Here is a 23,439-nt window from a genome sequence, read left to right as displayed (position 1 = left end):
ATTTTGGCTTCGTTTCGTTCACGGCAAATGGCAAGTCAGCAAAGGTCGACATATCCGTCTTGGGCACCTGTCCATGACTGGTGCCAGGATTCGCCATGGGATGGGCCACACGCCGTTAACCATAACAATTTCAACGCTGGAAAGCATGCGCCAGCGGCGTGAAATGAGCCGTGGCGAAGCGGCACGGTGCCGACAATAATTTCAGCCGTCTTAACAAATTCATTAAACTTTAAACAGTTGCGGAACACAACTGGAACAGATAGTGTTTGTTCTGGGTTTGTTTTTCCGATTCTGGTTTCAGAACTCCTGGGGGCTGCCATGCTGACGCGCAAGCAACATGAATTGCTGATGTTCATTCATGAACGCCTGAAGGAAAGCGGCATTCCCCCATCCTTCGACGAGATGAAGGAGGCGCTCGATCTTGCCTCCAAGTCCGGCATTCACCGGCTGATCACGGCGCTGGAAGAACGCGGCTTCATTCGCCGGCTGCCCAATCGTGCCCGTGCTCTCGAAGTGCTGCGGCTGCCCGACTCGATCGCACCCGGCCTCAACGCGGCGCGCAAGTTTTCGCCCAGCGTCATTCAGGGCGGCGGTGGTCAGGGCAGCCTCGGCCGGCAGATCAAACCAGCTCCTTCGCGCATGCCTTCGGCCGGCAATGACGATGACGCGGTCTCAGCCGTATCCATCCCGGTGATGGGCCGTATCGCCGCCGGTGTGCCGATTGATGCCATCCAGCACCAGACGCATTCGATCTCGGTGCCGCCGGACATGATCATGGGCGGCGAGCACTATGCGCTGGAGGTCAAGGGCGACTCGATGATCGAGGCCGGTATTTTCGACGGCGACACAGTCATCATCCGCAACGCCGACACCGCAAGCCCGGGCGAGATCATCGTGGCACTGGTGGACGAAGAAGAGGCAACGCTAAAGCGGTTCCGCCGCAAGGGCGCTTCGATTGCGCTTGAAGCCGCCAATCCTGCCTATGAGACCCGCATCTTCGGGCCAGACCGGGTCAAGGTGCAAGGCAAGCTCGTGGGGTTGATCCGGCGTTATTGAGCCTGAGGCGCTGCCTGTTTCTCCGGCTTGACGTAGGGCGGCAAGCCTCGCGCTTCCCGTGAGAATTTTCGCTGTTCGTGCCAGGGCCGGTATGGTCTGTCGACGGCGAAGCTGATCCGTGCCGGCGCGGTCGCGGATAGCCTATCGAAGAAGATCGCGGCACTGCCTTTGCGGGCCAGCTGTCTTTTGGTCAGAACGAGTACCAGCGGATTGTGACACGGATCGTAGGCCGTGGCGTCGTTGATGATGATCAGGTCGGCAAACGCACAGGCTCTCCAGGCATCCTTGCGGTCCTCGACATGCGCGATGATCGCGCCGGACGGATGCCGGGCAACGCACACACCGGCCATGCAGTAGAACGGCGCTCCTGACGGCAGATCAGCAGGGTCGATATCGAACTGCGCGTCTTCCTTGCTGAACACCTCCGGCAGGACGATGGTTTCGGATCGCAGCGCGCGTTTCCAGTTGTCGACGGTGAACTCGTTCGGGCGCGGCCGGTTGACGGCGAGTTCGCCGCCGCCGATCGGCAGTGCGACCAGCCGTGCATCCTCGGAGACCAGCACGTCGGGCGTTTCGGCGCCGGAGACCGTCAACAGGCTGGCTAGCGCGAACGGAACGGCTGCTAGCCGCAGCCGGGTCGTCGCCATTGTCGCGATGATCAGGGCAATCGTTGCCAGCAGGACCGACCGCTGCGAAATCAGACCGACGGCATCGACCGGCGAGCGCTCGGAGATCCAGCCGGATACGGCGATCATCGCGGTCAGCCCTTTGCCCATCAAATAGAGGGCGGGCCCATCGAGGCCGAATGGCATCAGCAGCGCGCTGGCGACGGCCAGGAACATCACGATGGACACGATCGGCATGATGGCCAGATTGGCGAACAGGCTGAGCGGCGACACGCGCTGAAAATGCCAGATCGCAAACAGCGCCGTGGCACTGCCGGCGATGATCGAGGTCATCGCCAGACCGCCCATCATCAGCAGGAACTTTCGCGTCAGAAAGCCGGGCAAGGAGCGCCGTGGCGGCGGCGTCCTGGTTTTTCCCGCGCGATAGTCCGACCAGCCGGCATAGGCACCAACCAGGGCCGCGGTTGCAGCAAACGACATCTGGAAGCTCGGACCAACCACCTCGTGCGGCGATATCGCGATGACGGCGATGGCCGAGATCGCCAGATTGCGCATGGTCAGCGCTGCTCGGTCAAACAGGACCGCAATCAACATCACCGCCAGCATGATGAAGCTGCGTTCGGCTGCCACCACCACGCCGGAGACCACAAGATAGGCGGCGATAGAGAAAAGTGCCGCCGCCGCGGCGTATTTCTTGACCGGGCGCCGCGAGGAGAAATCCGGGAACAAGGCGAAAGCGCCGCGCAGCATCGCCATGATGGTGCCGGCGACCAGCGCCATATGCAGCCCTGAGATCGAGATGATGTGATAGATGCCGGTGCGCCGCATCGACTCATTGATCTCTTCAGGAATGCCGGCGCGCACGCCGACGATCAATGCGGCGGCAATTTCACCTTCGGCGCCACCAACAATGCCGCGAATGTGATCGGCGATAGTCTCGCGGGCATTCTCGATCGCCGCGGAAAGCCTGGCGCTGAACGGCATGCCTTGAGACGGAACAACCTGCGGATTGCCGAGGAAAAAGCCGCTGCCGCCAATGCCGGAAAAATAGCTGTCGAAGGAGAAGTCATAGCTCTCCGGCCGCACCGGGCCGGTTGCCGGCAGCAATTTGGCATAGCCGGTGACCTGGGAGCCGGCGACCGTCTCAGCGGGTATTTTCCGCGCCGACAGGCGAACCCGTTCCGGCATGTAGCGCAGCTTCGGCCGCGCGGTCGAAATCACGTCGAGGGTCAGTCGAATACGGCCGTTTGCCATGCGGTCGATCGAGACGACGCGGCCGGTCAGTTGCGTCGATATTTCCGAGCCGAGCATCTGAGTGCCCGCCCGCCATGTCTCGACCTTGGCGGCAAGCATGCCGAGCGCGCACAACAGCGCCGCCACGAAACACAGATTGGTTCTGTGCCAGGAACGCGACGCGAGCGCGCAGACCGCCATCAAGACGACGGCGGCGATAGGCTTTGGAAAATCCGGTTCCGCCGCCAGCGAGAAATAGCCGATGGCTCCGCATGCCAGAAACACCGGCACGAGCAGGAAGGCGATGCCCCGGTCAAGCTCCAGCCCAGCGGCCAGGGCGATACCGTTGCCGACGCGAGGCAAGGAGAACCGGCGCAAAGGCGAACGCAGGCGCGTGACCGCACCGGCCTCGCGGACCGGACCTTGCGTCGGGACATCGGCGGTTGGATGGTCAGGGCGGTTTTCAGGCAGCGGAACGGCAACTGCCAAGGTGGCCGAAGGCATGGCAAACAATGATCGTTCGCTGACACCGATGACGGTATCCTCGCCCTCCTCCCCACCCCGGCTTCGTCCGGCCATCGGGTCTGCCCCTTGCGCCCTTGACCTCCTATGCTACATGAACGCGCAACGCGCGAAAGTCCGCCCCCCATACCCCGCTTCAGACGCTTCCCGAGAGTTCCATGTCCGACAAGGTCGTTACCCGTTTTGCTCCCTCGCCCACCGGCTACCTGCATATCGGTGGCGCGCGCACGGCGCTGTTCAACTGGCTCTATGCCAAGCATACGCAAGGCACGATGCTGCTGCGTATCGAGGACACGGACCGTGAGCGATCCAGTGACGCGGCGACGGCCGCCATCCTCGACGGACTGACCTGGCTTGGCCTGTCATGGGAAGGTGACGCGGTATCGCAGTTCGAGCGCGCGCCGCGCCATCGCGAAGTGGCCGAGGAGCTCGTGCGCCTGGGCAAGGCCTACTACAGCTACGAAACACCTGCCGAGCTCGACGCGATGCGCGAGGCAGCGCGGGCCAAGGGCCTGCCGCCGCGCTACAACGGCCACTGGCGTGATCGTGACGCGTCCGAGGCGCCTCCTGGCGTCAAGGGCGCGATCCGCATCAAGGCGCCGTCAGAGGGCGAGACTGTGGTGCGGGACCGCGTGCAGGGTGACGTCCGCTTTCCCAACAAGGATCTCGACGATTTCATCATCCTGCGCTCGGACGGCAATCCGACCTACATGCACGCTGTCGTCGTCGACGACCACGACATGGGCGTTACCCACATCATCCGGGGCGACGACCATCTGACCAATGCCGCACGCCAGACTGTCATCTATGACGCCATGGGATGGGATTTGCCTTCGATGTCGCATATCCCGCTGATCCATGGTGCTGACGGCGCCAAGCTGTCCAAGCGGCACGGCGCGCTCGGCGTCGAGGCCTATCGCGCCATGGGCTATCTGCCCGAGGCGCTGCTCAATTATCTCGCGCGGCTTGGCTGGAGCCATGGCGATGACGAGATCATGTCGATCAAAGACATGATTGCCTGGTTCGACATCGGCGACGTCAACAAGGGTGCCGCGCGCTTCGACTTCGCCAAGCTCGAGGCCCTGAACGGCGTGCATATGCGCCGCATGGATGACGCCGCGCTGTTCGACATCTTCATCTCCACGCTGCCCCATCTCGAAGGCGGGCCCGCACTTGCCGCGCGCCTTGACGACAAAACCCGGGCGCAGTTGCTGGCTGCCTTGCCGGGCCTCAAGGAGCGCGCCAAGACGCTGGTCGAACTGGTCGACGGTGCCGCCTTCCTGTTTGCCACGCGGCCGTTGCCGATCGACGAAAAAGCTGCCTTGGTGCTCAACGACGATGCGCGCAACATCCTGCGCGGCGCGCATGCGGCATTGAACGCTGTTTCAGGTGACTGGACGGCGGCATCGGCGGAGGCCGCGATCCGCGACTATGCGCTTTCAGGCGGCCATAAGCTTGGCGGGGTTGCGCAGCCGTTGCGGGCCGCCTTGACCGGCAAAACCACCTCACCGGGTGTGTTCGATGTGCTTGCCGTGCTTGGCCGCGACGAGAGCCTGGCACGCATTGCCGATCAAATCGATTAGGAGCAATCTGGCCCAAGAAGATTGGCATTGAAAGGCGCGTTTCGCAGTGCAACATTAGGCCTTGGCCCAATCTGGCACGCACCCCCTAAAATGCGGTCGCGAATACGCGCATTCCGGTGATTTCGACGTGTCGCTTTGCAGAATTTGCCTTTGCCGGCATGAGGAAAGAAGAAGGAGTTTGCAATGACCGAAGCAGCGACAAAACTGGAATTGGGCGGCAAGACCCAGGAGGCCACCGCAACGCTTGAATTCGCCGGCAAGACGCACGAATTCAAGGTGCGAAGTGGCTCGGTCGGACCCGATGTCATCGACATCGCCGCGCTCTACAGCACCACCGGCGCTTTCACCTACGACCCGGGCTTCACCTCGACCGCCAGTTGCGAGTCGGAGATCACCTTCATTGACGGTGACGCCGGCATCCTCCTGCATCGCGGCTACCCGATCGACCAGTTGGCCGAACATGGCGACTTCCTCGAAGTCTGCTACCTCCTGCTCTACGGCGAATTGCCGACCAAGGCGCAGAAGGACGATTTCGACTACCGCGTGACGCGCCACACCATGGTGCATGAGCAGATGTCGCGCTTCTTCACCGGCTTCCGCCGTGACGCGCACCCGATGGCGGTGATGTGTGGCGTGGTTGGCGCGCTGTCGGCCTTCTACCACGACTCGACTGACATATCCGATCCGTACCAGCGCATGGTTGCGTCGATGCGGCTGATCGCCAAGATGCCGACGATCGCGGCGATGGCCTACAAATACCACATCGGCCAGCCCTTCATTTACCCGAAGAACGAGCTGAATTTCGCCGCCAACTTCCTGCATATGTGCTTTGCGGTGCCGTGCGAGGAATACAAGATCAACCCGGTTCTGGCGCGCGCCATGGAGCGCATCTTCATCCTGCACGCCGATCACGAGCAGAATGCTTCGACCTCGACCGTTCGTCTCGCCGGCTCTTCGGGCGCCAATCCTTTCGCCTGCATCGCCGCTGGCATTGCCTGCCTGTGGGGCCCGGCTCATGGCGGCGCCAACGAAGCGGCGCTCAACATGCTGGGCGAGATCGGCCATGTCGACCACATCCCGGAATTCATCGCCCGCGCCAAGGACAAGAACGACCCGTTCCGGCTGATGGGCTTTGGCCACCGCGTCTACAAGAACTACGATCCGCGCGCCAAGATCATGCAGAAGACGGCACACGAGGTTTTGGGCGAACTCGGCATCAAGGATGATCCGCTGCTCGACATCGCCATGGAATTGGAAAAGATCGCGCTCACCGTTCCCTATTTCATCGAGAAGAAGCTCTACCCCAACGTCGACTTCTATTCCGGCATCACGCTGAAGGCGCTGGGCTTCCCGACCACGATGTTCACCGTGCTGTTCGCGGTCGCCCGCACTGTCGGCTGGATCGCGCAGTGGAAGGAAATGATCGAGGATCCGCGCCAGAAGATCGGCCGCCCACGCCAGCTCTATACCGGCGCACCGGAACGCGACTACGTGCCGATCGCCAAGCGCTGATCGCCGGAGGTTCCGCAAACAAAAAAGGCGCCGTTCAGGGCGCCTTTTTTATGTGTTGAAGCACGACACCAGCAGCGATTTCGCCGGATGGCTTGCCGGTGGCCATGCGTCGCGCAATCTCGGCAAACCCGTCCTTCTGCCAGGCGCGCATGCCTGTGTCGGCAAACAGCGCTTCCAATTGGCGCGCCAGATTGTTCGGCTTGACGTATTCGTTGTAGAATTCCGGGATCAGTGCCCGGTCCGAGATCAGGTTCGGCAGCAGCGCCGACCAGACGGAAACAAGATAAGGCGCGACGACACGGGCGACAGGGTCAAGCCTGTAGCAGGAGACCGTCGGCACGCCAGCGAGCGCCAGTTCCAGGGAGACTGTTCCCGACGCGATCAGCGCCGCGTCAGCCTTGCCGAAGGCCTGCCACTTCCGCTCCGGGTCAAGAATGATCTCGGGTTTCTCGTCCCATCTGGTGACCGCGGACCGAACAGTGTCCGCGACATGCGGCACGGTTGGCAGCATCAGCCGCAGGCGGTGCCCGCGCGCCCGCAGCATCGACACGGTTTCTCCAAACGGCTCCAGCAGCCGGCGCACCTCGCCACCCCGTGAGCCAGGCAGGACAAGCAGCGTCTTCACACGGTCCGGCGCAAGGTCGCGCGGTTGGGCCTGCGCCTTGGCCGCCGAGAGCACGCCAGCGTCATGCGTGAGACGATGCCCGACATAGGTGCCGGGTGGGCCGCCAAGCCTGCCCAGTTCCTTCACCTCGAACGGCAGGATGCAGAGGATGTGGTCGACATAGGGCTTCATCGCCACCGCCCTGCCCGGCCGCCATGCCCAGACACTCGGGCAGACATAGTGGATGATCGGGATCGATGGGGTGGCCGCACGTACCTTTTTGGCGACGCGCAACGAAAAGTCTGGGCTGTCGATGGTGATGAGGCAGTCCGGCTGGGCATCCGCGACTATCTTGGCCATCTGGCCGATCCGCCTTATCAGGCGCGGCAGGTCACGCAGAACAGCACTGAAGCCCATGAGCGCGACATCACCGGCGTCGAACGGTGAAACCAATCCGAGCGCCTGAAGATGGCGGCCGCCAAGGCCGACAAGCCGCACCTCGCGGCCTGTCGAGGCTTTCAGCGCGCGCACGATATCGGCGCCCAGCAGATCGCCTGATTCCTCGCTGGCGACGATAGCGATCTTCAGCACCTTGTCAGCCATGCATTGGCTCCACTGCTGGCAGGCCGACGATGAACAGCCCGAGCGCGTTGGCACGCGCGATGGTCGCCGGCCCCTCAAGGATCAACGAGCGCCCGGCCTCGACCGCTATGCCGGCAAGCCCGGCCGCATGTGCCGACTCGACAGTCTGCGGGCCGATCGACGGCAGGTCGGCTCGCAACTCCTGGCCAGGCTTGGCGCATTTGACCAGCACACCACGCGCTTTGCCGGCTAATCTCCCGTGACCGCGCAGCTCCCGCGTTCGTTCGAGCAGGCCTTGGGTGCCTTCGATGCCTTCAAGCGCGATGGCCCGACCACCGATCGCGATGGCTGCCTGGCCGATATCAAGCGCGCCGATGGCCTTTGCCGCCTGTCTGGCCGCTTCAATGTCGCGCCAGTCCGATTGCTTTGGGCCGGTTGCGGTCAGCGTGCCCTCGCCAGCGGCAAGTTCGGGAACAACCTCATGCGCGCCGATCACTTTGATACCGCGCTTTTCCAAGCCGCGGGTTACGACCTTCAGAAGACCGTCATCCCCGCGCGCCAGCGCCATGATCACCGTCGGCACGATCGCCAGCAAGCCAAGGCTCGGGCGAATCCTGGTCAGCCGCGGCCTGCGCTTGATCTCGCCGGCGAGAACCAGGTGAGTGACACCGTGGCGCTTCAGCGTTGGTATCAATGAGCCGATCTGCTCGAGGGCGAGAGTGCCGTGCTCGTACCGGCGCAGATCCTGCTGACGATCGGCCTCGCCCTCCATCAGGAGGACAAAAGGCGGATAGCCGTGCTTAGCAAGGCCTTGAGCAACCTCGACCGGCAAGCTACCGCCACCGGCAACGATACCGACCTTGGCTCCTGGCGCGAGAACGAAATCCGGCGCCGCCTCAGTCTTCGTCATCGCCATCGTCGCCATCGCTCCCTTTGAGCGACGGCACCGCATAGTGCCGCTTGCCGCGGCTGGTGAAGAAGTCGACAATCTTCATCGCAGTGGGTGACGAGGCAAATTCAGCCTTGGCGAACTCGATGTTCTCGCCAACGGTGCGCGAACGGTCAAAGATCGTCTTGTAGGCCTTGCGCAGCAGCTGGATTTCAGAACGCGGCAGGCCTGAGCGCTTGAGCCCGATGATGTTGAGGCCGCGCAGGCTGGCGCGATTCCCGACAGCGATCGCATAGGGCATGACGTCACCGACGATTGCCGAGCACCCGCCCAGAAAAGCATTGTCACCGATGCGAACGAACTGATGAACGGCCGTCAGCCCGCCAATATAGACATTGTTGCCGACCTCGCAGTGGCCGCCCAGCGTCGCCCCATTGGCGAAGGTGGCATTGTTGCCGACAACGCAGTCATGAGCGATATGCGCATACGCAAGAAAATTGCCGTTGTCGCCGATCGTCGTCTCGCCACGGCTGCTATCGGTGCCGAGGTGCATGGTCACCCCTTCGCGCAACGTGCAGTTCTCACCGATCACCAAGGTGGTGCGGCCACCCTTGTGCTTGGTATTCTGCGGCGGCGCCCCCAATGTCGTCATCGGGTAAACCTTGGTTGACGCGCCGATCGTGGTCGCGCCCATCACCGAGACATGACTGACCAGCTCGACGCGGTCGCCAATCACAGCCTCTGCGCCGACATGACAAAACGGCCCTATGCGAGCACCTTCGCCAATCTGAGCGCCTGCCTCGACAACCGAGGAAGGGTGGATGAGTGTCTGAATTTTCATAAGCATTCGATCGTCAGTCGCTCGTCACCATCATCGCTGAAATATCGGCTTCAGCCGCCTTGGCGCCATCGACCAGGGCTTCACAGGCGAATTTGAGCAAGTTGCCGCGTTTCTTGATTTTCTTCACATAAATTTTCAACTGGTCGCCAGGAACGACCGGTTTTCGGAATTTGGCATTGTCGATGGTCAGGAAATAGACCAGCGACGGCTTTTCGGTACCAAGACTGCGGATGCAGATGGCGCCGGCCGTCTGCGCCATGGCCTCGACGATCAGCACGCCGGGCATCACCGGCTGGTCCGGGAAATGGCCCTGAAAATGCGGCTCGTTTATGGTGACGTTCTTGATGCCGATAGCGGAGTCGTCACCATCGATATCGATAATGCGATCGATCATCAAAAACGGATAGCGGTGCGGCAGGAGCTTCATCAGCCCCATTATGTCGACCGCTTCAAGCGTCGTCGTCGCCGCAATCATGTCAGCCATTGCCTCCCTCGCCCTGTTTCCGGGTCCTGGCGAGCTTGCGCAACATGGCTATCTCCCGCATGGCTTCCGCCATCGGCTGCGCCGGATAACCGCCCCAGATTTCGCCTGCGGGGACATTGCTCATAAATCCACTTCTGGCGGCAAGCTTGGCCCCTGCCCCGATGGTCAGGTGATCCGCAAGGCCGACACCGCCGCCCATGGTGACATTGTCGCCCACTGTCACGGAACCTGAAATACCCGAAAGCCCGGCCACGATGCAATTGCGACCAATACGGACGTTATGGGCGATCTGAACGAGATTGTCGATCTTGGTCCCTTGACCGATAACGGTATCGGACATGGCGCCGCGATCGACGGTGCTGTTCGAACCGATCTCGACATCATCCTGGATGATGACGCGGCCGATCTGCGGCACACGTTCGGGGCCCTTGGCACCGGCGACAAAACCAAAGCCGTCCTGGCCGATCCTGGCGCCGCCGTGAATGATGACGCGGTTGCCGATCAGCGCGTACTGGATACTGGTGCCCGGCCCGATATAGCCATCGCGGCCGATCTGGCAGAGCCGCCCGATGACGGCGTTGGGAGCAACGACCGTTCCGCTGCCGATCGAAGCGCCCGGTCCAATGACAGCGCCTGCTTCAATGATGGCGCCCGCCTCGACATGAGCGGTCGCATCGACATGCGCATGTGGCGAGACGCCGGTTTCACCAGTCATCGGCCCTGGTGTTGCTGCCGCAGGAAAGAGCAGCCGCCCAACCAGTGCGAAAGCCTGTTGCGGGCGCGGATGAACCAGAACGGCAACGCCGGCCGGCGCCTTGCCGGCGAACTCGGCGGGGCAAAGCACCGCCGCCGCCCGCAGCGACGGCATCAGCGCGAAATTGCGCCTGCCATCGACAAAGACGAGCGCATTCTCGCCGCCTTCGCTGGCTGGCGCCAAGGCGTCAATAAACACATGAGATTGGCCGGAATCGACAAGCACCGAGCCGGTCAGATTCGCGACTTCGCCCGCCGTATACCGGCGTGAGGGCGCGAAGAACACCGGATCGGTCATTCCAGAAGCTATATCCAGCTAGGTCGGAACATCTTCTTCCGGACCGAAAGGTCCGGAAGCGTTGTAAACCGCCGATCAGAAGCGGGTCGATATGCCGAAGTTGAATTCCTGCACGTCGTCAGACGCTTCTTTCCTGACCGGGATCGCATAGTCAATACGGATCGGGCCGAACGGCGAGGCCCACATCAAGCCCATACCGACCGAGGCGCGCAATTTCATGCCAGTCGACGACGGGTCAACACCCGATACCTTGTTACCGTAAAGCGTTGCCGCGTCCGCGAACACCGCACCGCGCAGGCCGAAGCTCTCCGGAATGACCGGCAATGGGAACTGGGCTTCCGCCGAAGCATTGAAGTAGGTGGTGCCGCCAAGATGATCGCCACTGCCGCCCAGTGCGACTGGTCCAATACCGCCATAAGCGAAGCCGCGGATCATGCGGTCCGTGCTCTGGAAGTGATCGAAGACACGCAGGTCACCGCCACCATACCCTTGGACGACGCCTGCCCCACCTGACACAAGACCAACCAGATCCAGTTGTTCAGAAAGCGTCTGGTAGACGCTGGCCCGACCGGTGACTTTCACGTATTTCGCATCACCACCGAGGCCGGCGAATTCAGCCGTGGTCGTGGCGTAGATACCCTCATGCGGGTTCTTCATGTCGTCGATGGTGTTGTAGACCAGCCCAAGGCTGACCGACGACTTGATCCACGGGCTTTGCGCAATGCCATCCAGAATGGCGGTGGAAACGTTGCACTTAAGCGGATCATAGACCCCAGAGGTCATGCAACCATCGTCCAGCTTATACTTCTCTTGCGAGATATTGTACGCCAGCTGCGTTGAAATGCTCTCTGTGATCGGCAGACCGAAGCGTACCGTCGCGCCTATCGTCTCGCTGTCGTAATTGCTGTAATTGCGCGTCTGGTTGAACACGTCGAATCCAGCAGCGATACGCCGTCCGAGGAAATAGGGCTCGGTGAAGGAAAGGCTGTAATCGCGCGAATTCTTCCCGCCACCAGCCGAAAGCTTGATGAACTGGCCGCGGCCGAGGAAATTGCGCTCGGAGACCGAGCCTTCAACCGACGGGCCTGCCGTGTCGCCACCAGTCGAATAGCCGGCGCCGACCGAGAATTCACCGGTCGACTTCTCGACCACATCGACAACGAGCACGACCTGATCCGGCTGGGAGCCAGGCACAGTCGAGATATCGACTTTGTCAAAGTAGTTAAGGCCTTCAAGCCGCTTCTTCGCGCGCTGGATGAGCACCTGGTTGAAGGCGTCGCCTTCGCTGACGTCGAACTCGCGACGGATGACATAGTCACGCGTGCGGTCGTTGCCGCGGATTTCGATCCGCTCGATATAGGCCTTGGTGCCCTGATCGACTGTGTAGACCACCGAAATCGTGTGGTTCTCGAAGTTGCGGTCGCCGCGCGGCGTCACCTGGGCGAAAGCGTAGCCCGAACCCGCGACCTTCTCGGTCAGCGCGATGATGGTGTCTTCGACGTTCTTGGCGTTGTAGACGTCGCCCTTCTGGGTCTCGACCACCGATTCCAGCGCCTTGCTGTCAACTTCCGGGATAGTGCTCTCAACGCTGACGTCGCCGAACGTATAGCGGTCGCCTTCCTGAACGGTGATGGTGACGGTGTACTTGTTCGTCGCGTCGTCAAGCTCGCCGACAGCGGAAACCACCTGGAAGTCGGCATAGCCGTGATTGTAATAGAAGCGGCGCAGCAGCTCCTGATCGGCGCGCAGCTTGTCTTCGTCATAGACGTCGTCGCGCAGGATGAACGATAGGTAGGACGAGCGCTTGGTGTTGATCACATCGGACAGGCGGCGGCTTGAATAAGCGCTGTTGCCGACGAAATTGATCGAAGCGATCTGAGTGCGGCCGCCTTCGTTGATGTTGAAGACAACATTCACGCGGTTGTCGCCCAGTTCCATGATCTGGGTGGTCACGGCGGCATCGTCGCGGCCAATGCGCTTGTAGGCGGCCTTGACCGCCTCGACGTCGGCATCAACCGCCGCCTGCGAGAATGTCCCGCGCGGCTTCAGCTGAACCGCCGCTGCCAGCGCGTTGTCCTTGAGCTTCTTGTTGCCCTGGAACAGCACCTGGTTGACGACCTTGTATTCGGCAACCTTGACGATCAGCGTCGAACCGACCTGATTGATCTGCACATCCGAAAACAGGCCAGTGCCAAACAGTGCCTTGACAGCGCCGTCGACATCGGAGCTGGAGAACGACTTGCCCGGCTTGATGGTGATGTAATTGCGGATGGTGTCGGCGTCGACACGCTGGTTGCCGCTTACCTCCACTCTGGAGACGACAGCCGCCTCGGCCGCTGATGTGGCAACGAATTGCACTGCGAGCGTGCCTGGTACGACCAGAGCCGCAGACATGGCCACCGCGGAAGCGGCGCTCAGAAACTTGGATGCTGCCTTCATCGGGCTTAATAACCTTTTCTCGTAGTCCCCACGGCGAGAAAACCGGACGTGCGGTAATTTCCCCTACCGTATTAACCGGATTTTCCCTACACGCAAGGCTTCTGGTTAATTTGTATTTACTTAACCTTGCCGCGTGGCTTTCGCGTCACTCATATCCCCGTGCATGGTAAACGGGGTCTCAACATCGCTCACGCCAAAGCCAAATTCCTTCATGATTTCAGCACCCAAACAAATCGTTCCAGAAAACGAAACCCATGAAGCACAGCACCAGAAGCAAGCCTGCCCGATAGGCTATTTCCATCATCCGTTCCGACACCGGGCGCCGGATGACGGCCTCAACCCCGTAGAACAAGAGATGGCCGCCGTCGAGGGGGGGAATCGGCAAAAGGTTTAGAATGCCTATCCCGACAGAGAGCAGCGCAACGAGCTGCACCAGCCATTCAAAGCCCAGCTTTGCCGCCTTGCCTGCCATATCGGCGATCTTCACCGGGCCGCCGAGCTGACACTTGTCCTCCCGGCCGACAACAAAACGCTGCAGGAATTGCCCCGTACGCTGGATGACGTGCCCCGTCTCCTGGATTGCCGCTCCAACTGCCCCGACCGGAGTGTAGGTGATCAGCCTGGGCTGGCCGAGTTCCTTGTTGTTGACGACGCCGATGACGGCCACCTTGACCTTGTTGCCAAGCGCATCCTCCTGCTCCCTCAACTGCGGCGTAGCGGTCACGGTGACCTCTTTGCCATCGCGCATCATGACGAAGGTGATCGAATCGCCAGCCCTGCCTGAAACCAGGCGCTGAACATCGGCAAAGGTCTCGACCTTGGCGCCGTCGACGCTGACGAATCGGTCGCCGGGCAGGATACCTGCCTTGGCGGCCGGGCTTTCGGCTGTAACCTCCGCCACCATGGGCTCGGCGACATAGCGGCCATAGGTGGAAAAAAGCACCGCGAAGACAGCGATCGTCAGCAGGAAATTGAACAGCGGTCCGGCAACCACCGTCGCGGCCCGCTTCCAGATTGGTTGCGTGTGAAAGGCGACCTTGCGTTCCTCGTCGGTCAGCGCTTCGATGTCTTCCGAGTTTGGCTGGCTCGATGTGGCGTTCATGTCACCGACGAATTTGACATAGCCGCCAAGCGGTATGGCGCAGAGCTTCCAGCGCGTGCCATGGCTGTCATTGAAGCCCAGGAGCTCGGGACCAAAGCCTATCGAGAAGGCCCTGACGCCGATGCCGCACCAGCGTCCGACCAGGTAGTGGCCCATTTCGTGGACAAACACGACCACCGTCAGCACGAACAGAAACGGCACCAGTGTGCCGAGCAGAATGCCTTGGGTGCTGAAAAGCGCGTGAAGAATCTCGTTCAAGACAAACCCTCAAATTCTTCCACAGCGCTGATCGCACGGTGACTGTGACATCAATCGAGGCGAATCCAAGGCGCTCTGTACCGGTCTTGGACTATGCCGATCAAATTGGAAACAGTCCGTGAGCCGGATGATCGGCGGTCGCCGAAATCCAGCCGATGACGTACAGGGCGAAAGCAGCCGCCACAAGCCCGTCGACACGGTCCATGACACCGCCATGTCCGGGAATCAGCGTGCCGGAATCCTTTTTGCCGTGCCGGCGCTTGACCCATGATTCAAAAAGGTCACCCGCCTGCGCGACGATCGACAACAGCAGAGCCACAAGGCCGAGCACACCAAGATTGCCAATGCCCGCCGCGGCCGCCAGGGCGAGCCCTGCAATCACGCCACCAACGGCGCCGCCAAGCGCGCCGCTGCGCGTCTTGCCAGGTGAGATCGACGGCGCCAGCTTCGGGCCGCCGACAGCGCGGCCGACGAAATAGGCGAAAATGTCAGTCGCCCAAACGACGGCGAACAGGAAGAGGATTGCAACGAGGCCGGATCGATCGCCATCGCGCAGCAGCGCCAAAGAGAGGCCCGAAACAGCTGCATAGGCCAAGCCGGAGGCATCCCACTGCGTCGCCTTTCGTAAAATGGCGGCGACAGCGGTGATGGCGACCAGGACTGCGAGAAGCGGCAGCAAAGCGGATGCCGGCAGCCCGGCGATCAGCGTCCCGATAAAAATCAGAACCAGCACTTCAGGCAGGAAACCAAGCCCCGCCATTCCAGCGGGCCGGGACATCCGCGTCCATTCATAGAAGATCATCGCCGATATGGCCGCCGAAAGCAGGCGAAACGGCAGGCCTCCAAGCCAGGTCAGGCCAAGGGCAACGATGGCAAGAACAAGCGCCGAAATGACCCGAAGCTGAAGATTGCTCATCCTGCCGCCGGTCGCGAAGCGACGTCTTGTGAGCCAAGTCCACCAAAACGGCGCTCGCGGCCGGCGAAGTCACGCAGGGCTTCGGCTAGGTGTTCACGGCTGAAATCGGGCCAAAAGCAAGGCAGGAAAACGAGCTCGCTATAGGCGGCTTGCCACAACAGGAAATTGGACAGCCGAAGCTCGCCGCTGGTACGGATGACCAGTTCCGGGTCAGGAATGCCCTGTGTATCGAGCGCACCCGCGAAGCTCTCGGCGGTGATTGCCTCGCTGTCGAGCTCGCCACGCGCTACGGCCTCGGCAAGCTTGCGCGCTGTGCGAACGATTTCGTCGCGCCCGCCATAGTTGAAGGCGATGACCAGCGTCAGAGATTCATTGCCGGCGGTGAGCGATTCGGCCTCGTCGAGCAGTCCCCTGATATCAGCCTGCAGCCCTGCCCTGTCGCCAATGATTCGCACCCGCACCCCGCTTTGATGCAGTTCGGCGAGATCGCGGCGGATGAACAGTTTGAGCAACCCCATCAGGTCGCTGACCTCGGATTTCGGCCGCGACCAGTTCTCCGATGAAAAAGCGTAGACCGTCAGGAAGGAGATGCCGAGGCCAGGTGCGGCGCGCACCGTCTTGCGCAGCGCCTCGACCCCGGCGCGGTGACCAGCCAGCCGCGGCATGCCGCGCGCTTTGGCCCAGCGTCCATTTCCGTCCATGATGATCGCGACATGCGCGGGCGTTGCCATGTTCTTGCTTTCGGGGCCGGCCCCTAAACCTGCATGATTTCGGCTTCCTTGTCGGAAAGCAGGTGATCAATGTTGCTGATCGTCTCGTCGGTGAGTTTCTGAACCTGGTCGGACCGCTTGCGCTGGTCGTCCTCGCTGATATCGCCGTCCTTTTCCGCCTTCTTCAGGAAGTCCATGCCGTCGCGGCGCACATGGCGCGCGGCTACACGGGCATTCTCGGCATAGGTATGCGAGATCTTGACCAGTTCCTTGCGGCGCTGCTCGTTGAGTTCGGGGAGCGGAATTCGTAGATTGGTGCCATCGACGATCGGGTTGAAGCCGAGATTGGATTCGCGGATGGCGCGATCGACCGCGCCGACCATGGACTTGTCCCAGACCGACACCGAGATCATGCGTGGCTCCGGCACCGACACATTGGCCACCTGGTTGATCGGCATCGAGGTGCCATAGGCCTGAACCTGGATCGCGTCGAGCAGGCTGCCGGAAGCGCGACCGGTCCTGAGCGAAGCCAGATCATGCTTGAACGCGGCGATTGCCCCATCCATGCGCCGCTTGAGATCGTCGTACTCGCCACTCATCACTATCTCCTCAACCCGTCTAGCGCGGGTTCATTGCGCCAGGGCAAAGCCCCGTGTTTGAGCCTGATTTTCGAAAACCGGTTTCCCTTTTTCGGGCTCGGGCCCCGAATTACTCGTCCGCGACGACCGTGCAGCGGCCGCCACCCCTCAGAATATCGCCGAAATTACCTTTTTCGTGGATCGAATAAACGATTATCGGAATGTTGTTTTCGCGCGCAAGGGCTATCGCGGCCGTATCCATGATGGAAAGGCCTTTGTTTATGACTTCAGCATGGCTGATGCGCTCGTAACGCGTCGCGTTCGGGTCCTTCTTGGGGTCCGCCGAATAAACACCGTCGACCTGCGTGCCCTTGAACAGCGCGTCGGCGCCGATTTCGGCGGCGCGAAGCGCCGCGGCCGAATCAGTGGTGAAGAACGGGTTGCCGGTGCCGCCGGCGAAGATCACGACCTTGCCCTGGTTCATGTAGGCGGTTGCCTGGCGCTGCGAAAAGCTCTCGCAAAGCTCGGGCATGGCGATGGCCGACAGCACCACGGCATCGACACCAATCTTGTTCAGCGAGGTGCGCAATGCCAGCGAATTGATCACGGTGGCAAGCATGCCCATGTGGTCGCCAGTGACACGGTCACCGCCCTTGGAGGCCACGGCGACGCCGCGAAAGATGTTGCCGCCGCCGATGACGACACCGACTTCGATGCCCAGGGCGCGAGCCTCGGCGATGTCGCTGGCGATGCGATCGACGACCGATACGTCGATGCCGAAATGCTGTTCGCCCATCAATGCTTCGCCCGACGCCTTCAGCAGAACACGTCGATAGAGGGGCTTAACCGTCATCTGGACCTCGTCATTTTGCATGGCGCATCCGGGCAGGCATTCACGCAGGCACCATCCCAAAACACTGGGTTCCGATACACGATGGGCGCCGCGATGTCACGCGGCGCCCGAAGCGGAAATCAATGGTCGACTTTCACGAAACGCCTGCAAAACGACCTTGCATCATCAGGTCGGACAGATAGCCGTCCGGCTTGTCGCCCGCCGCCTGCCCACCAGTCATGGCACCTTGTATTTCCGAGCCTACGAACGAATTCGGAATGCTGGGCGCCTTATCGACACCGCACAAGAAATCGGCCGGGCATCCTAACGGACACCCGGCCGAAAAATCTTGTCAGATGCTTGGAGTGCCCGAAGGCAACCTTACTTCTTGACCGCTGCCGCGACTTCCGCCGCGAAATCCGTCTCTTCCTTCTCGATGCCTTCGCCGAGAGCGAAGCGCAGATAGGCCGTGATCTTTGCCGGAGCGCCGATTTCTTTCTCGGCTTCCTTCAGCGCCTGCTCGACCGTGATGTCGGGGTTGAGCACGAAGGCCTGCTTCAAGAGCACGACTTCCTCGTAGAACTTGCGCAGGCGGCCTTCTACCATCTTCTCGATGATCGCTTCCGGCTTGCCGGACTGGCGCGCCTGATCGGCGAAGATTGCCCGCTCGCGCTCAACCGCTGCCTGGTCGACTTCTTCCGCGATCAACGCCATCGGGTTGGAGTTGGCGACATGCATGGCAACCTGCCGGCCAAAGGCGTTGGCGGCTTCCGCATTGCCGGTGGTTTCGATCGCCACCAGCACGCCGAGCTTGCCGAGACCATCAGCAACCTTGTTGTGAACGTAGTTCGCTACAGCACCGTGCTCGACGCTGAGCTTGGCCGAACGGCGGAAGCTCATGTTCTCGCCGATCGTGCCGACGGCATCCTTGATCGTGTCGGCGACCGACTTGTCCGAGCCCGGATACTTGGCGGCGGCGACAGCTTCGGTCTTGCCGCCATAGGCGAGCGCGACCTTGGCGACATTGGCGACGATCTCCTGGAACGCGGCATTGCGTGCAACAAAGTCGGTTTCGGAGTTCACTTCAACGACCGCGGCCTCGCGAACGCCGGCGTCGATGCCGATCAGGCCTTCAGCCGCCGTACGGCCGGCCTTCTTGTCAGCCTTCGAAATGCCCTTCTTGCGCAGCCAGTCAACGGCTTCTTCCATATTGCCGTTGGTCTCGTTCAGTGCCGCCTTGCAATCCATCATGCCCGCGCCAGTCAAGTCGCGGAGTTCTTTGACCTGTGCAGCTGAAATGCTCATTGTCGCCTCTTTGTTTTAAATGCACCGACGCACCACCGATACTCGATGATGCGTCTGTCTAGCGTGCCAAAATATGAGAATGATGAAGGCCGCGAACGGCCTTCGATTATCAAGCTTCCGGAGCTTCCGAAGCCGGGGCCGGATCAAGCGCCGGTTCAACCGGAGCTTCGACCGATGCTCCGATGTCGACGCCGAGCGCGCCTTGCTGACGGGCGATGCCGTCGATCGCAGCCTTGGCGATCAGGTCGCAATAGAGCTGGATGGCGCGGGCCGCGTCGTCATTGCCGGGGATCGGGAAGTCGATCTTGTCCGGATCGCAGTTCGAATCGATGATGGCAACGACCGGAATGCCCAGGCGCTTGGCCTCGAGAATGGCGATCGCTTCCTTGTTGGTGTCGATGACGAACATCAGGTCCGGCGTCGAGCCCATGTCCTTGATGCCGCCGAGTGCCTTGTCGAGCTTCTCGCGTTCGCGGTCGAGATTCAGGCGCTCTTTCTTGGTGAGGCCCTGGGCCTCGCCAGCCAGCATCTCGTCGAGCTTGCGCAGGCGCTGGATCGAGTTCGAGATCGTCTTCCAGTTGGTCAGCATGCCGCCGAGCCAACGCGAATTGACATAATACTGGGCCGAACGCTGTGCCGCGTCAGCAACGATGTCCGACGCCTGGCGCTTGGTGCCGACGAACAGCACGCGGCCGCCCTTGGCGACGGTGTCGGAAACCTGCTTCAGCGCCTGGTGCAGCAAAGGCACGGTCTGCGAGAGGTCGATGATGTGGATGTTGTTGCGGGCGCCATAGATGTACGGCGCCATCTTCGGGTTCCAGCGGTGGGTCTGGTGGCCGAAGTGAATGCCAGCTTCCAAAAGCTGGCGCATGCTGAAATCAGGCAGTGCCATTCAAAGTTCCTTTCCGGTTAGCCTCCACGGACACAGGCATTTTTGGACTTTTGTCCTAGAACGCCACCGGAGGTCTCAGCCGGATTTCTCCCGGGCAGACACCAAAGTCCGTGTGTGGAATGAGCGCGCATATAGAGGGGAAGCAAGACAAACGCAAGCCGTCTGGCGCTTCACCGGTCAGCGTGCGGCAATCAGCGCGCCGGTGCCGATCATCGCGCTGCCGGCAAACCGGTTCATCAGCCGCATGCGCCTTGGCGTCCTGAACCATCCTGAAGCCCGCCCCGCCAAGGCAGCGTAGAAACCCATGGTGAGGATGTTGACGCTGATCACGACCGCAACCACCAGCAGGCCGTCGGCAAAGGTCATGGTGTTGAGGTTGAGGATCAGCGGCATGATGGAAGCGTGAAACAGGATCGCCTTCGGATTGCCAAGCGCAATGGATGCGCCGAGGAAAAACGACCGCGACAGCCTGCCGTGCGGCGCCTGCGATTCGCTCGACTGCGTGGCGGCGGCTCGCCACATCTTGACGCCCAGGAAAATGAGATAGGCAGCGCCCGCGTATTTCAGCAGCAGAAAAACCCATTCGAATGTCTGCGCCAGCGCCACCAGCCCGAGCAGCGCCAGGGTGACCAGCACCGCATCGCCGGCGGCGACACCGACGCCGGCGATGAAGGCACGGACAAACCCATGCGACACGCCATTGGTAATGACCGTGAACATCGCCGGTCCTGGCGTCGCGGCGGCGAGCGTGACTGCAATGCAATAAGCCAGGAATGCCGTCAGCGTCATGACCGGATTTTCCCCTTGGGTACCCTCACCCGCCTGAAGATCGCGACGATCTCCTCGCGGCTGCATTCGATCGCGCCAAGCCGCACGGCGCGGTCACGCTCGAAACCGGTTATGTCATAGTGCGGCGCCGATGTCTTGGGCGGCCCCTGGTAGGACGAGCGCTTGATGCCGAGCTGCGCGGCAAAGCTGTGCAGCTGGTCAGTGTCATCGGCCATCAGATGGCACCAGCGGTGACCAACCCATTTCCAGATCGCCGCGTCGACATAGACCGCCATGAGGCTCGCCGCATTTCCTTCTGTCCGTTCGCGCGTTGAGGCGCGATCGGCCGCGTGAACCAACATTCGCCCGGCAGCGATCATAGAAGGGATTCGGATAGAAAATGAAGCCGCCTCAGGCTTCGAACTCGACCGCCGTGCGTGAGGGGGATGGTTGGCGACCTTACTTCGTCGGGCAGGGTTTCGTCTGATCGAACAACGACAGGTTGACCAGCTTGCCGGTCATCGAGAAGTCGCCATAGTCCATGACCAGATCGCGGGTAATGCCGTTCTCATGCAGCTTGAAGCTGATCCGGTATTCCGGCACCTCTTCGCCGTTCTTGGCGGTGTCGTCGAAATAGGCGATGTCGACTGGCCAGTATTTGTCGGTAGCCAGTTTGGCCAGCGCCGGCGCCTCCGGATCGGCCTTGTCGGCGTCGGTCTTCTTGCCGACGACCACCGTGGTGGTCATCACCTTGTTGGCGTCCTCCGAACCGTCGAACAGATTGGTTTGATAGAAGTTTTCGCCCTTCTCCGCCTTGCCGATAAGCTCGACTAGGTGCTGGGTCGGAAACTGGGTCGGGGTCAGTTCAACGCTGTTCTTCTCGGGTTTGTCGATATCGACCTTGAGTCCTTTGGTTTCCTTCGTTGCGATACCCTTGACCTCCTTGTCGAGATTCTGGTCGACGAAGGATTTGGTCACGAACGAGAAGGTCTTGCCTTCGGCATCCTCGAATGTGGTCGTCTGCTGGTCGGTCAGCTTCGTGCTCTCGCTGGTGATGATCTGCGTAACGAAGCGGAATTTCACCGTATAGCCTTCGCAGGCCGAGCCATTGAACTCATAGACCATGCGGCCGGTGATGCCCGTGATGCCCGAACGGTCGGATGCCTTGTCGAGTGAAAGATCATAGACGGCGCGGTGAGCCTGCAACGCCGGCACGGCGAAAGCAGGAGCCATCGGAAAAACCGCCGACAGAAGAACGGCTTGGAATGCAAGGCGCGTTGCGCGCATGAGGTACTCCGATCGTCGCGGCTGATGGCAGGCCGCAGGGAAAGATGGTCCAGCTTAAAAAAAGTCGTGGCGGAAGCGAGGCAAAAATAGCAATTTCGGCCCAGCCAGCGCGGCGACATCAAGCAATAGGGAAATACCATGAGTGAAACAATCGAAAAGCGGCTAAGCGATCTCGGCGTCACGCTTCCCGTCGCCGCCGCGCCCGCCGCCAACTATGTGCCCTATTGCAGGACCGGCAACCTGCTGTTCACCGCCGGTCAGCTGCCGCTCAAGGATGGCAAGCTCCAGGCGAGCGGCTTGCTTGGCCGCGATGTCGACACGGCAACCGGCAAGGAAGCCGCGAAATACTGCGCGATCAACATTCTGGCGCAGGCCAAGGCCGCGCTTGGCGACCTCGAAACAATCCGCAGGCTGGTGAAGATCACCGTTTTCGTCGCTTCGACGCCGGAGTTTGTCGAGCAACACCTGGTTGCCAACGGCGCCTCCGACTTCCTCGTGGCGGCGATCGGCGAGCGCGGCAAACATGCCCGTTCCGCGGTCGGCACCGCCTCGCTGCCGCTTAATGCCGCGGTGGAAATCGAAGCCATCTTCGAAGTCGAGTGAAGACATGACCGACCTGTCCTGGTTGACGGCCCGGCCCGTTGCCCATCGTGGCTTTCACGACATGAACAAGACCCGGTGGGAGAACACGCTCTCAGCCTTCGCCGCGGCCGCCGAACGCAACTATGCGATCGAATGCGACGTCCACCTGTCATCGGATGGCGTTCCCGTCATCATCCATGATGGCGACCTGCGGAGGCTGACCGGTCAGGATGGCTTCGTCTGGCAGCGCACGGCGGCGGAAATGGCGGCGCTGAAGGTTGGTGGCACAAAGGACCATGTCCCGACATTGCAGGAGGCGCTCGATCTGGTCGACGGCCGCGTGCCTATGGTCATTGAGTTGAAGGGCATTCCCGGGCGGGACGAGGGACTGGTGGCGCGCGTCGGCAAGATGCTCAAGCGCTACAAAGGCAAGGCAGCGATCATGTCGTTCGATCACTGGCTGATCCGCGATTTCCCCAGAGATGCTCCTGGTATTCCCGCGGGATTGACCGCCTACGGCAAGGACAACCAGCTGATCGAGGCGCATTTCGCCATGCTGGCGCATGAGATCGATTTCACCTCGTATGCCGCTGGCGACCTGCCCAACCGGTTCGTCAGCTTCGTGCGCGAAAAGCTCAAGATGCCGGTCATCACCTGGACCGTGCACGACCAGCCGGCGGTGGACCTGACCTTCAAATACGCCGACCAGATGACGTTCGAAGGGTTCGACCCCGATCATGTCAAAGTGGCCTGAATCCGGATTGCCTGAAACGTGACTTGTACGAGC

The 23,439-nt window shown here is 61.3% G+C and carries 22 protein-coding genes; 5 read left to right on the top strand and 17 right to left on the bottom strand.

Annotated elements, in window-relative coordinates; genetic code table 11:
• The first annotated feature begins 318 nt into the window (after positions 1 to 318).
• Positions 319 to 1,056, top strand: coding sequence for a transcriptional repressor LexA (gene lexA / locus GA829_RS20840; protein ID WP_195174564.1), 738 nt, complete (start codon positions 319 to 321; stop codon positions 1,054 to 1,056).
• On the opposite strand, the gene GA829_RS20835 is transcribed toward lexA, so the two are convergent.
• The gene (locus tag GA829_RS20835) at positions 1,050 to 3,494 is read right to left on the bottom strand and encodes a ComEC/Rec2 family competence protein (protein ID WP_195174563.1); all 2,445 of its coding nucleotides are present in this window, start codon (positions 3,492 to 3,494) and stop codon (positions 1,050 to 1,052) included. The two genes, lexA and GA829_RS20835, sit on opposite strands and share 7 nt — an antisense overlap.
• Before the next feature lie 101 nt (positions 3,495 to 3,595).
• On the opposite strand from GA829_RS20835, the gene gltX reads away from it, so the two are divergent.
• Positions 3,596 to 5,020 (top strand): glutamate--tRNA ligase, encoded by a 1,425-nt coding sequence (gene gltX, locus GA829_RS20830; RefSeq protein WP_195174562.1) that lies wholly within the window; start codon positions 3,596 to 3,598, stop codon positions 5,018 to 5,020.
• 183 nt (positions 5,021 to 5,203) lie between these two features.
• Entirely contained in the window at positions 5,204 to 6,532 is a 1,329-nt protein-coding gene (gene gltA, locus GA829_RS20825) for a citrate synthase (RefSeq protein ID WP_195174561.1), read from the top strand.
• A 34-nt stretch (positions 6,533 to 6,566) separates the two neighbouring features.
• Here the strand turns inward: gltA and lpxB are convergent, their stop codons facing one another.
• The 16 genes from lpxB to GA829_RS20745 form a co-directional block, all read right to left on the bottom strand.
• Complete coding sequence (lpxB, locus tag GA829_RS20820) at positions 6,567 to 7,739, bottom strand: lipid-A-disaccharide synthase (protein ID WP_195174560.1); 1,173 nt, start codon at positions 7,737 to 7,739, stop codon at positions 6,567 to 6,569.
• Positions 7,732 to 8,628: an LpxI family protein gene (locus GA829_RS20815; RefSeq protein ID WP_258051798.1), complete on the bottom strand. Its 897-nt coding sequence runs from the start codon at positions 8,626 to 8,628 to the stop codon at positions 7,732 to 7,734. Before GA829_RS20815 ends, lpxB begins: the two co-directional genes overlap by 8 nt.
• Complete coding sequence (lpxA, locus tag GA829_RS20810; RefSeq protein ID WP_195174558.1) at positions 8,615 to 9,448, bottom strand: acyl-ACP--UDP-N-acetylglucosamine O-acyltransferase; 834 nt, start codon at positions 9,446 to 9,448, stop codon at positions 8,615 to 8,617. The genes GA829_RS20815 and lpxA overlap by 14 nt, the downstream gene beginning before the upstream one ends.
• Before the next feature lie 13 nt (positions 9,449 to 9,461).
• Positions 9,462 to 9,932: a 3-hydroxyacyl-ACP dehydratase FabZ gene (gene fabZ, locus GA829_RS20805; RefSeq protein ID WP_195174557.1), complete on the bottom strand. Its 471-nt coding sequence runs from the start codon at positions 9,930 to 9,932 to the stop codon at positions 9,462 to 9,464.
• Entirely contained in the window at positions 9,925 to 10,983 is a 1,059-nt protein-coding gene (gene lpxD, locus GA829_RS20800) for a UDP-3-O-(3-hydroxymyristoyl)glucosamine N-acyltransferase (protein ID WP_195174556.1), read from the bottom strand. Before lpxD ends, fabZ begins: the two co-directional genes overlap by 8 nt.
• A gap of 75 nt (positions 10,984 to 11,058) precedes the next feature.
• A complete protein-coding gene (gene bamA, locus GA829_RS20795) occupies positions 11,059 to 13,422 on the bottom strand; it encodes an outer membrane protein assembly factor BamA (protein WP_195174555.1) in 2,364 nt (787 codons plus the stop codon).
• Positions 13,423 to 13,639: 217 nt separating this feature from the next.
• Positions 13,640 to 14,782, bottom strand: coding sequence for an RIP metalloprotease RseP (gene rseP, locus GA829_RS20790; protein WP_195174554.1), 1,143 nt, complete (start codon positions 14,780 to 14,782; stop codon positions 13,640 to 13,642).
• A gap of 100 nt (positions 14,783 to 14,882) precedes the next feature.
• On the bottom strand, positions 14,883 to 15,698 hold the full coding sequence (locus GA829_RS20785; protein ID WP_195174553.1) for a phosphatidate cytidylyltransferase: 816 nt from the start codon (positions 15,696 to 15,698) through the stop codon (positions 14,883 to 14,885).
• Entirely contained in the window at positions 15,695 to 16,429 is a 735-nt protein-coding gene (locus tag GA829_RS20780; protein WP_195174552.1) for an isoprenyl transferase, read from the bottom strand. The genes GA829_RS20785 and GA829_RS20780 overlap by 4 nt, the downstream gene beginning before the upstream one ends.
• 23 nt (positions 16,430 to 16,452) lie before the next feature.
• Entirely contained in the window at positions 16,453 to 17,007 is a 555-nt protein-coding gene (frr, locus tag GA829_RS20775; protein ID WP_195174551.1) for a ribosome recycling factor, read from the bottom strand.
• 109 nt (positions 17,008 to 17,116) lie between these two features.
• A complete protein-coding gene (pyrH, locus tag GA829_RS20770; RefSeq protein WP_195174550.1) occupies positions 17,117 to 17,839 on the bottom strand; it encodes a UMP kinase in 723 nt (240 codons plus the stop codon).
• 360 nt (positions 17,840 to 18,199) lie between these two features.
• Positions 18,200 to 19,123 carry a translation elongation factor Ts gene (tsf, locus tag GA829_RS20765; protein WP_195174549.1) on the bottom strand — a complete coding sequence of 308 codons (924 nt, stop codon included), beginning with the start codon at positions 19,121 to 19,123 and terminating at the stop codon, positions 18,200 to 18,202.
• Between the two features lie 109 nt (positions 19,124 to 19,232).
• Entirely contained in the window at positions 19,233 to 20,015 is a 783-nt protein-coding gene (gene rpsB / locus GA829_RS20760; protein WP_023777441.1) for a 30S ribosomal protein S2, read from the bottom strand.
• Between the two features lie 177 nt (positions 20,016 to 20,192).
• Positions 20,193 to 20,804: a LysE family translocator gene (locus GA829_RS20755; protein WP_195174548.1), complete on the bottom strand. Its 612-nt coding sequence runs from the start codon at positions 20,802 to 20,804 to the stop codon at positions 20,193 to 20,195.
• Entirely contained in the window at positions 20,801 to 21,079 is a 279-nt protein-coding gene (locus GA829_RS20750; RefSeq protein WP_195174547.1) for a DUF4031 domain-containing protein, read from the bottom strand. Before GA829_RS20750 ends, GA829_RS20755 begins: the two co-directional genes overlap by 4 nt.
• A 163-nt stretch (positions 21,080 to 21,242) precedes the next feature.
• The gene (locus GA829_RS20745) at positions 21,243 to 22,070 is read right to left on the bottom strand and encodes a cell envelope integrity EipB family protein (RefSeq protein ID WP_195174546.1); all 828 of its coding nucleotides are present in this window, start codon (positions 22,068 to 22,070) and stop codon (positions 21,243 to 21,245) included.
• A gap of 138 nt (positions 22,071 to 22,208) precedes the next feature.
• On the opposite strand from GA829_RS20745, the gene GA829_RS20740 reads away from it, so the two are divergent.
• Both GA829_RS20740 and GA829_RS20735 read left to right on the top strand, forming a co-directional pair.
• Positions 22,209 to 22,673 carry a RidA family protein gene (locus GA829_RS20740; protein WP_195174545.1) on the top strand — a complete coding sequence of 155 codons (465 nt, stop codon included), beginning with the start codon at positions 22,209 to 22,211 and terminating at the stop codon, positions 22,671 to 22,673.
• A 4-nt stretch (positions 22,674 to 22,677) separates the two neighbouring features.
• On the top strand, positions 22,678 to 23,406 hold the full coding sequence (locus GA829_RS20735; RefSeq protein ID WP_195174544.1) for a glycerophosphodiester phosphodiesterase: 729 nt from the start codon (positions 22,678 to 22,680) through the stop codon (positions 23,404 to 23,406).
• Positions 23,407 to 23,439: the final 33 nt, after the last annotated feature.

Source organism: Mesorhizobium sp. INR15 (assembly GCF_015500075.1).
Lineage (GTDB): Bacteria > Pseudomonadota > Alphaproteobacteria > Rhizobiales > Rhizobiaceae > Mesorhizobium.
Note: the sequence above shows the minus strand (reverse complement) of the source record. Positions and strands in the feature narration are given on the sequence as shown.

Excerpts from the sequence above, each read along its gene's own strand:
- lexA (WP_195174564.1), top strand. The coding sequence starts at position 319 with ATGCTGACGCGCAAGCAACATGAATTGCTGATGTTCATTCATGAACGC.
- GA829_RS20835 (WP_195174563.1), bottom strand. The coding sequence starts at position 3,494 with ATGGCCGGACGAAGCCGGGGTGGGGAGGAGGGCGAGGATACCGTCATC.
- gltX (WP_195174562.1), top strand. The coding sequence starts at position 3,596 with ATGTCCGACAAGGTCGTTACCCGTTTTGCTCCCTCGCCCACCGGCTAC.
- gltA (WP_195174561.1), top strand. The coding sequence starts at position 5,204 with ATGACCGAAGCAGCGACAAAACTGGAATTGGGCGGCAAGACCCAGGAG.
- lpxB (WP_195174560.1), bottom strand. The coding sequence starts at position 7,739 with ATGGCTGACAAGGTGCTGAAGATCGCTATCGTCGCCAGCGAGGAATCA.
- GA829_RS20815 (WP_258051798.1), bottom strand. The coding sequence starts at position 8,628 with ATGACGAAGACTGAGGCGGCGCCGGATTTCGTTCTCGCGCCAGGAGCC.
- lpxA (WP_195174558.1), bottom strand. The coding sequence starts at position 9,448 with ATGAAAATTCAGACACTCATCCACCCTTCCTCGGTTGTCGAGGCAGGC.
- fabZ (WP_195174557.1), bottom strand. The coding sequence starts at position 9,932 with ATGGCTGACATGATTGCGGCGACGACGACGCTTGAAGCGGTCGACATA.
- lpxD (WP_195174556.1), bottom strand. The coding sequence starts at position 10,983 with ATGACCGATCCGGTGTTCTTCGCGCCCTCACGCCGGTATACGGCGGGC.
- bamA (WP_195174555.1), bottom strand. The coding sequence starts at position 13,422 with ATGAAGGCAGCATCCAAGTTTCTGAGCGCCGCTTCCGCGGTGGCCATG.
- GA829_RS20785 (WP_195174553.1), bottom strand. The coding sequence starts at position 15,698 with ATGAGCAATCTTCAGCTTCGGGTCATTTCGGCGCTTGTTCTTGCCATC.
- GA829_RS20780 (WP_195174552.1), bottom strand. The coding sequence starts at position 16,429 with ATGGCAACGCCCGCGCATGTCGCGATCATCATGGACGGAAATGGACGC.
- frr (WP_195174551.1), bottom strand. The coding sequence starts at position 17,007 with ATGAGTGGCGAGTACGACGATCTCAAGCGGCGCATGGATGGGGCAATC.
- pyrH (WP_195174550.1), bottom strand. The coding sequence starts at position 17,839 with ATGACGGTTAAGCCCCTCTATCGACGTGTTCTGCTGAAGGCGTCGGGC.
- tsf (WP_195174549.1), bottom strand. The coding sequence starts at position 19,123 with ATGAGCATTTCAGCTGCACAGGTCAAAGAACTCCGCGACTTGACTGGC.
- rpsB (WP_023777441.1), bottom strand. The coding sequence starts at position 20,015 with ATGGCACTGCCTGATTTCAGCATGCGCCAGCTTTTGGAAGCTGGCATT.
- GA829_RS20755 (WP_195174548.1), bottom strand. The coding sequence starts at position 20,804 with ATGACGCTGACGGCATTCCTGGCTTATTGCATTGCAGTCACGCTCGCC.
- GA829_RS20750 (WP_195174547.1), bottom strand. The coding sequence starts at position 21,079 with ATGGCGGTCTATGTCGACGCGGCGATCTGGAAATGGGTTGGTCACCGC.
- GA829_RS20745 (WP_195174546.1), bottom strand. The coding sequence starts at position 22,070 with ATGCGCGCAACGCGCCTTGCATTCCAAGCCGTTCTTCTGTCGGCGGTT.
- GA829_RS20740 (WP_195174545.1), top strand. The coding sequence starts at position 22,209 with ATGAGTGAAACAATCGAAAAGCGGCTAAGCGATCTCGGCGTCACGCTT.
- GA829_RS20735 (WP_195174544.1), top strand. The coding sequence starts at position 22,678 with ATGACCGACCTGTCCTGGTTGACGGCCCGGCCCGTTGCCCATCGTGGC.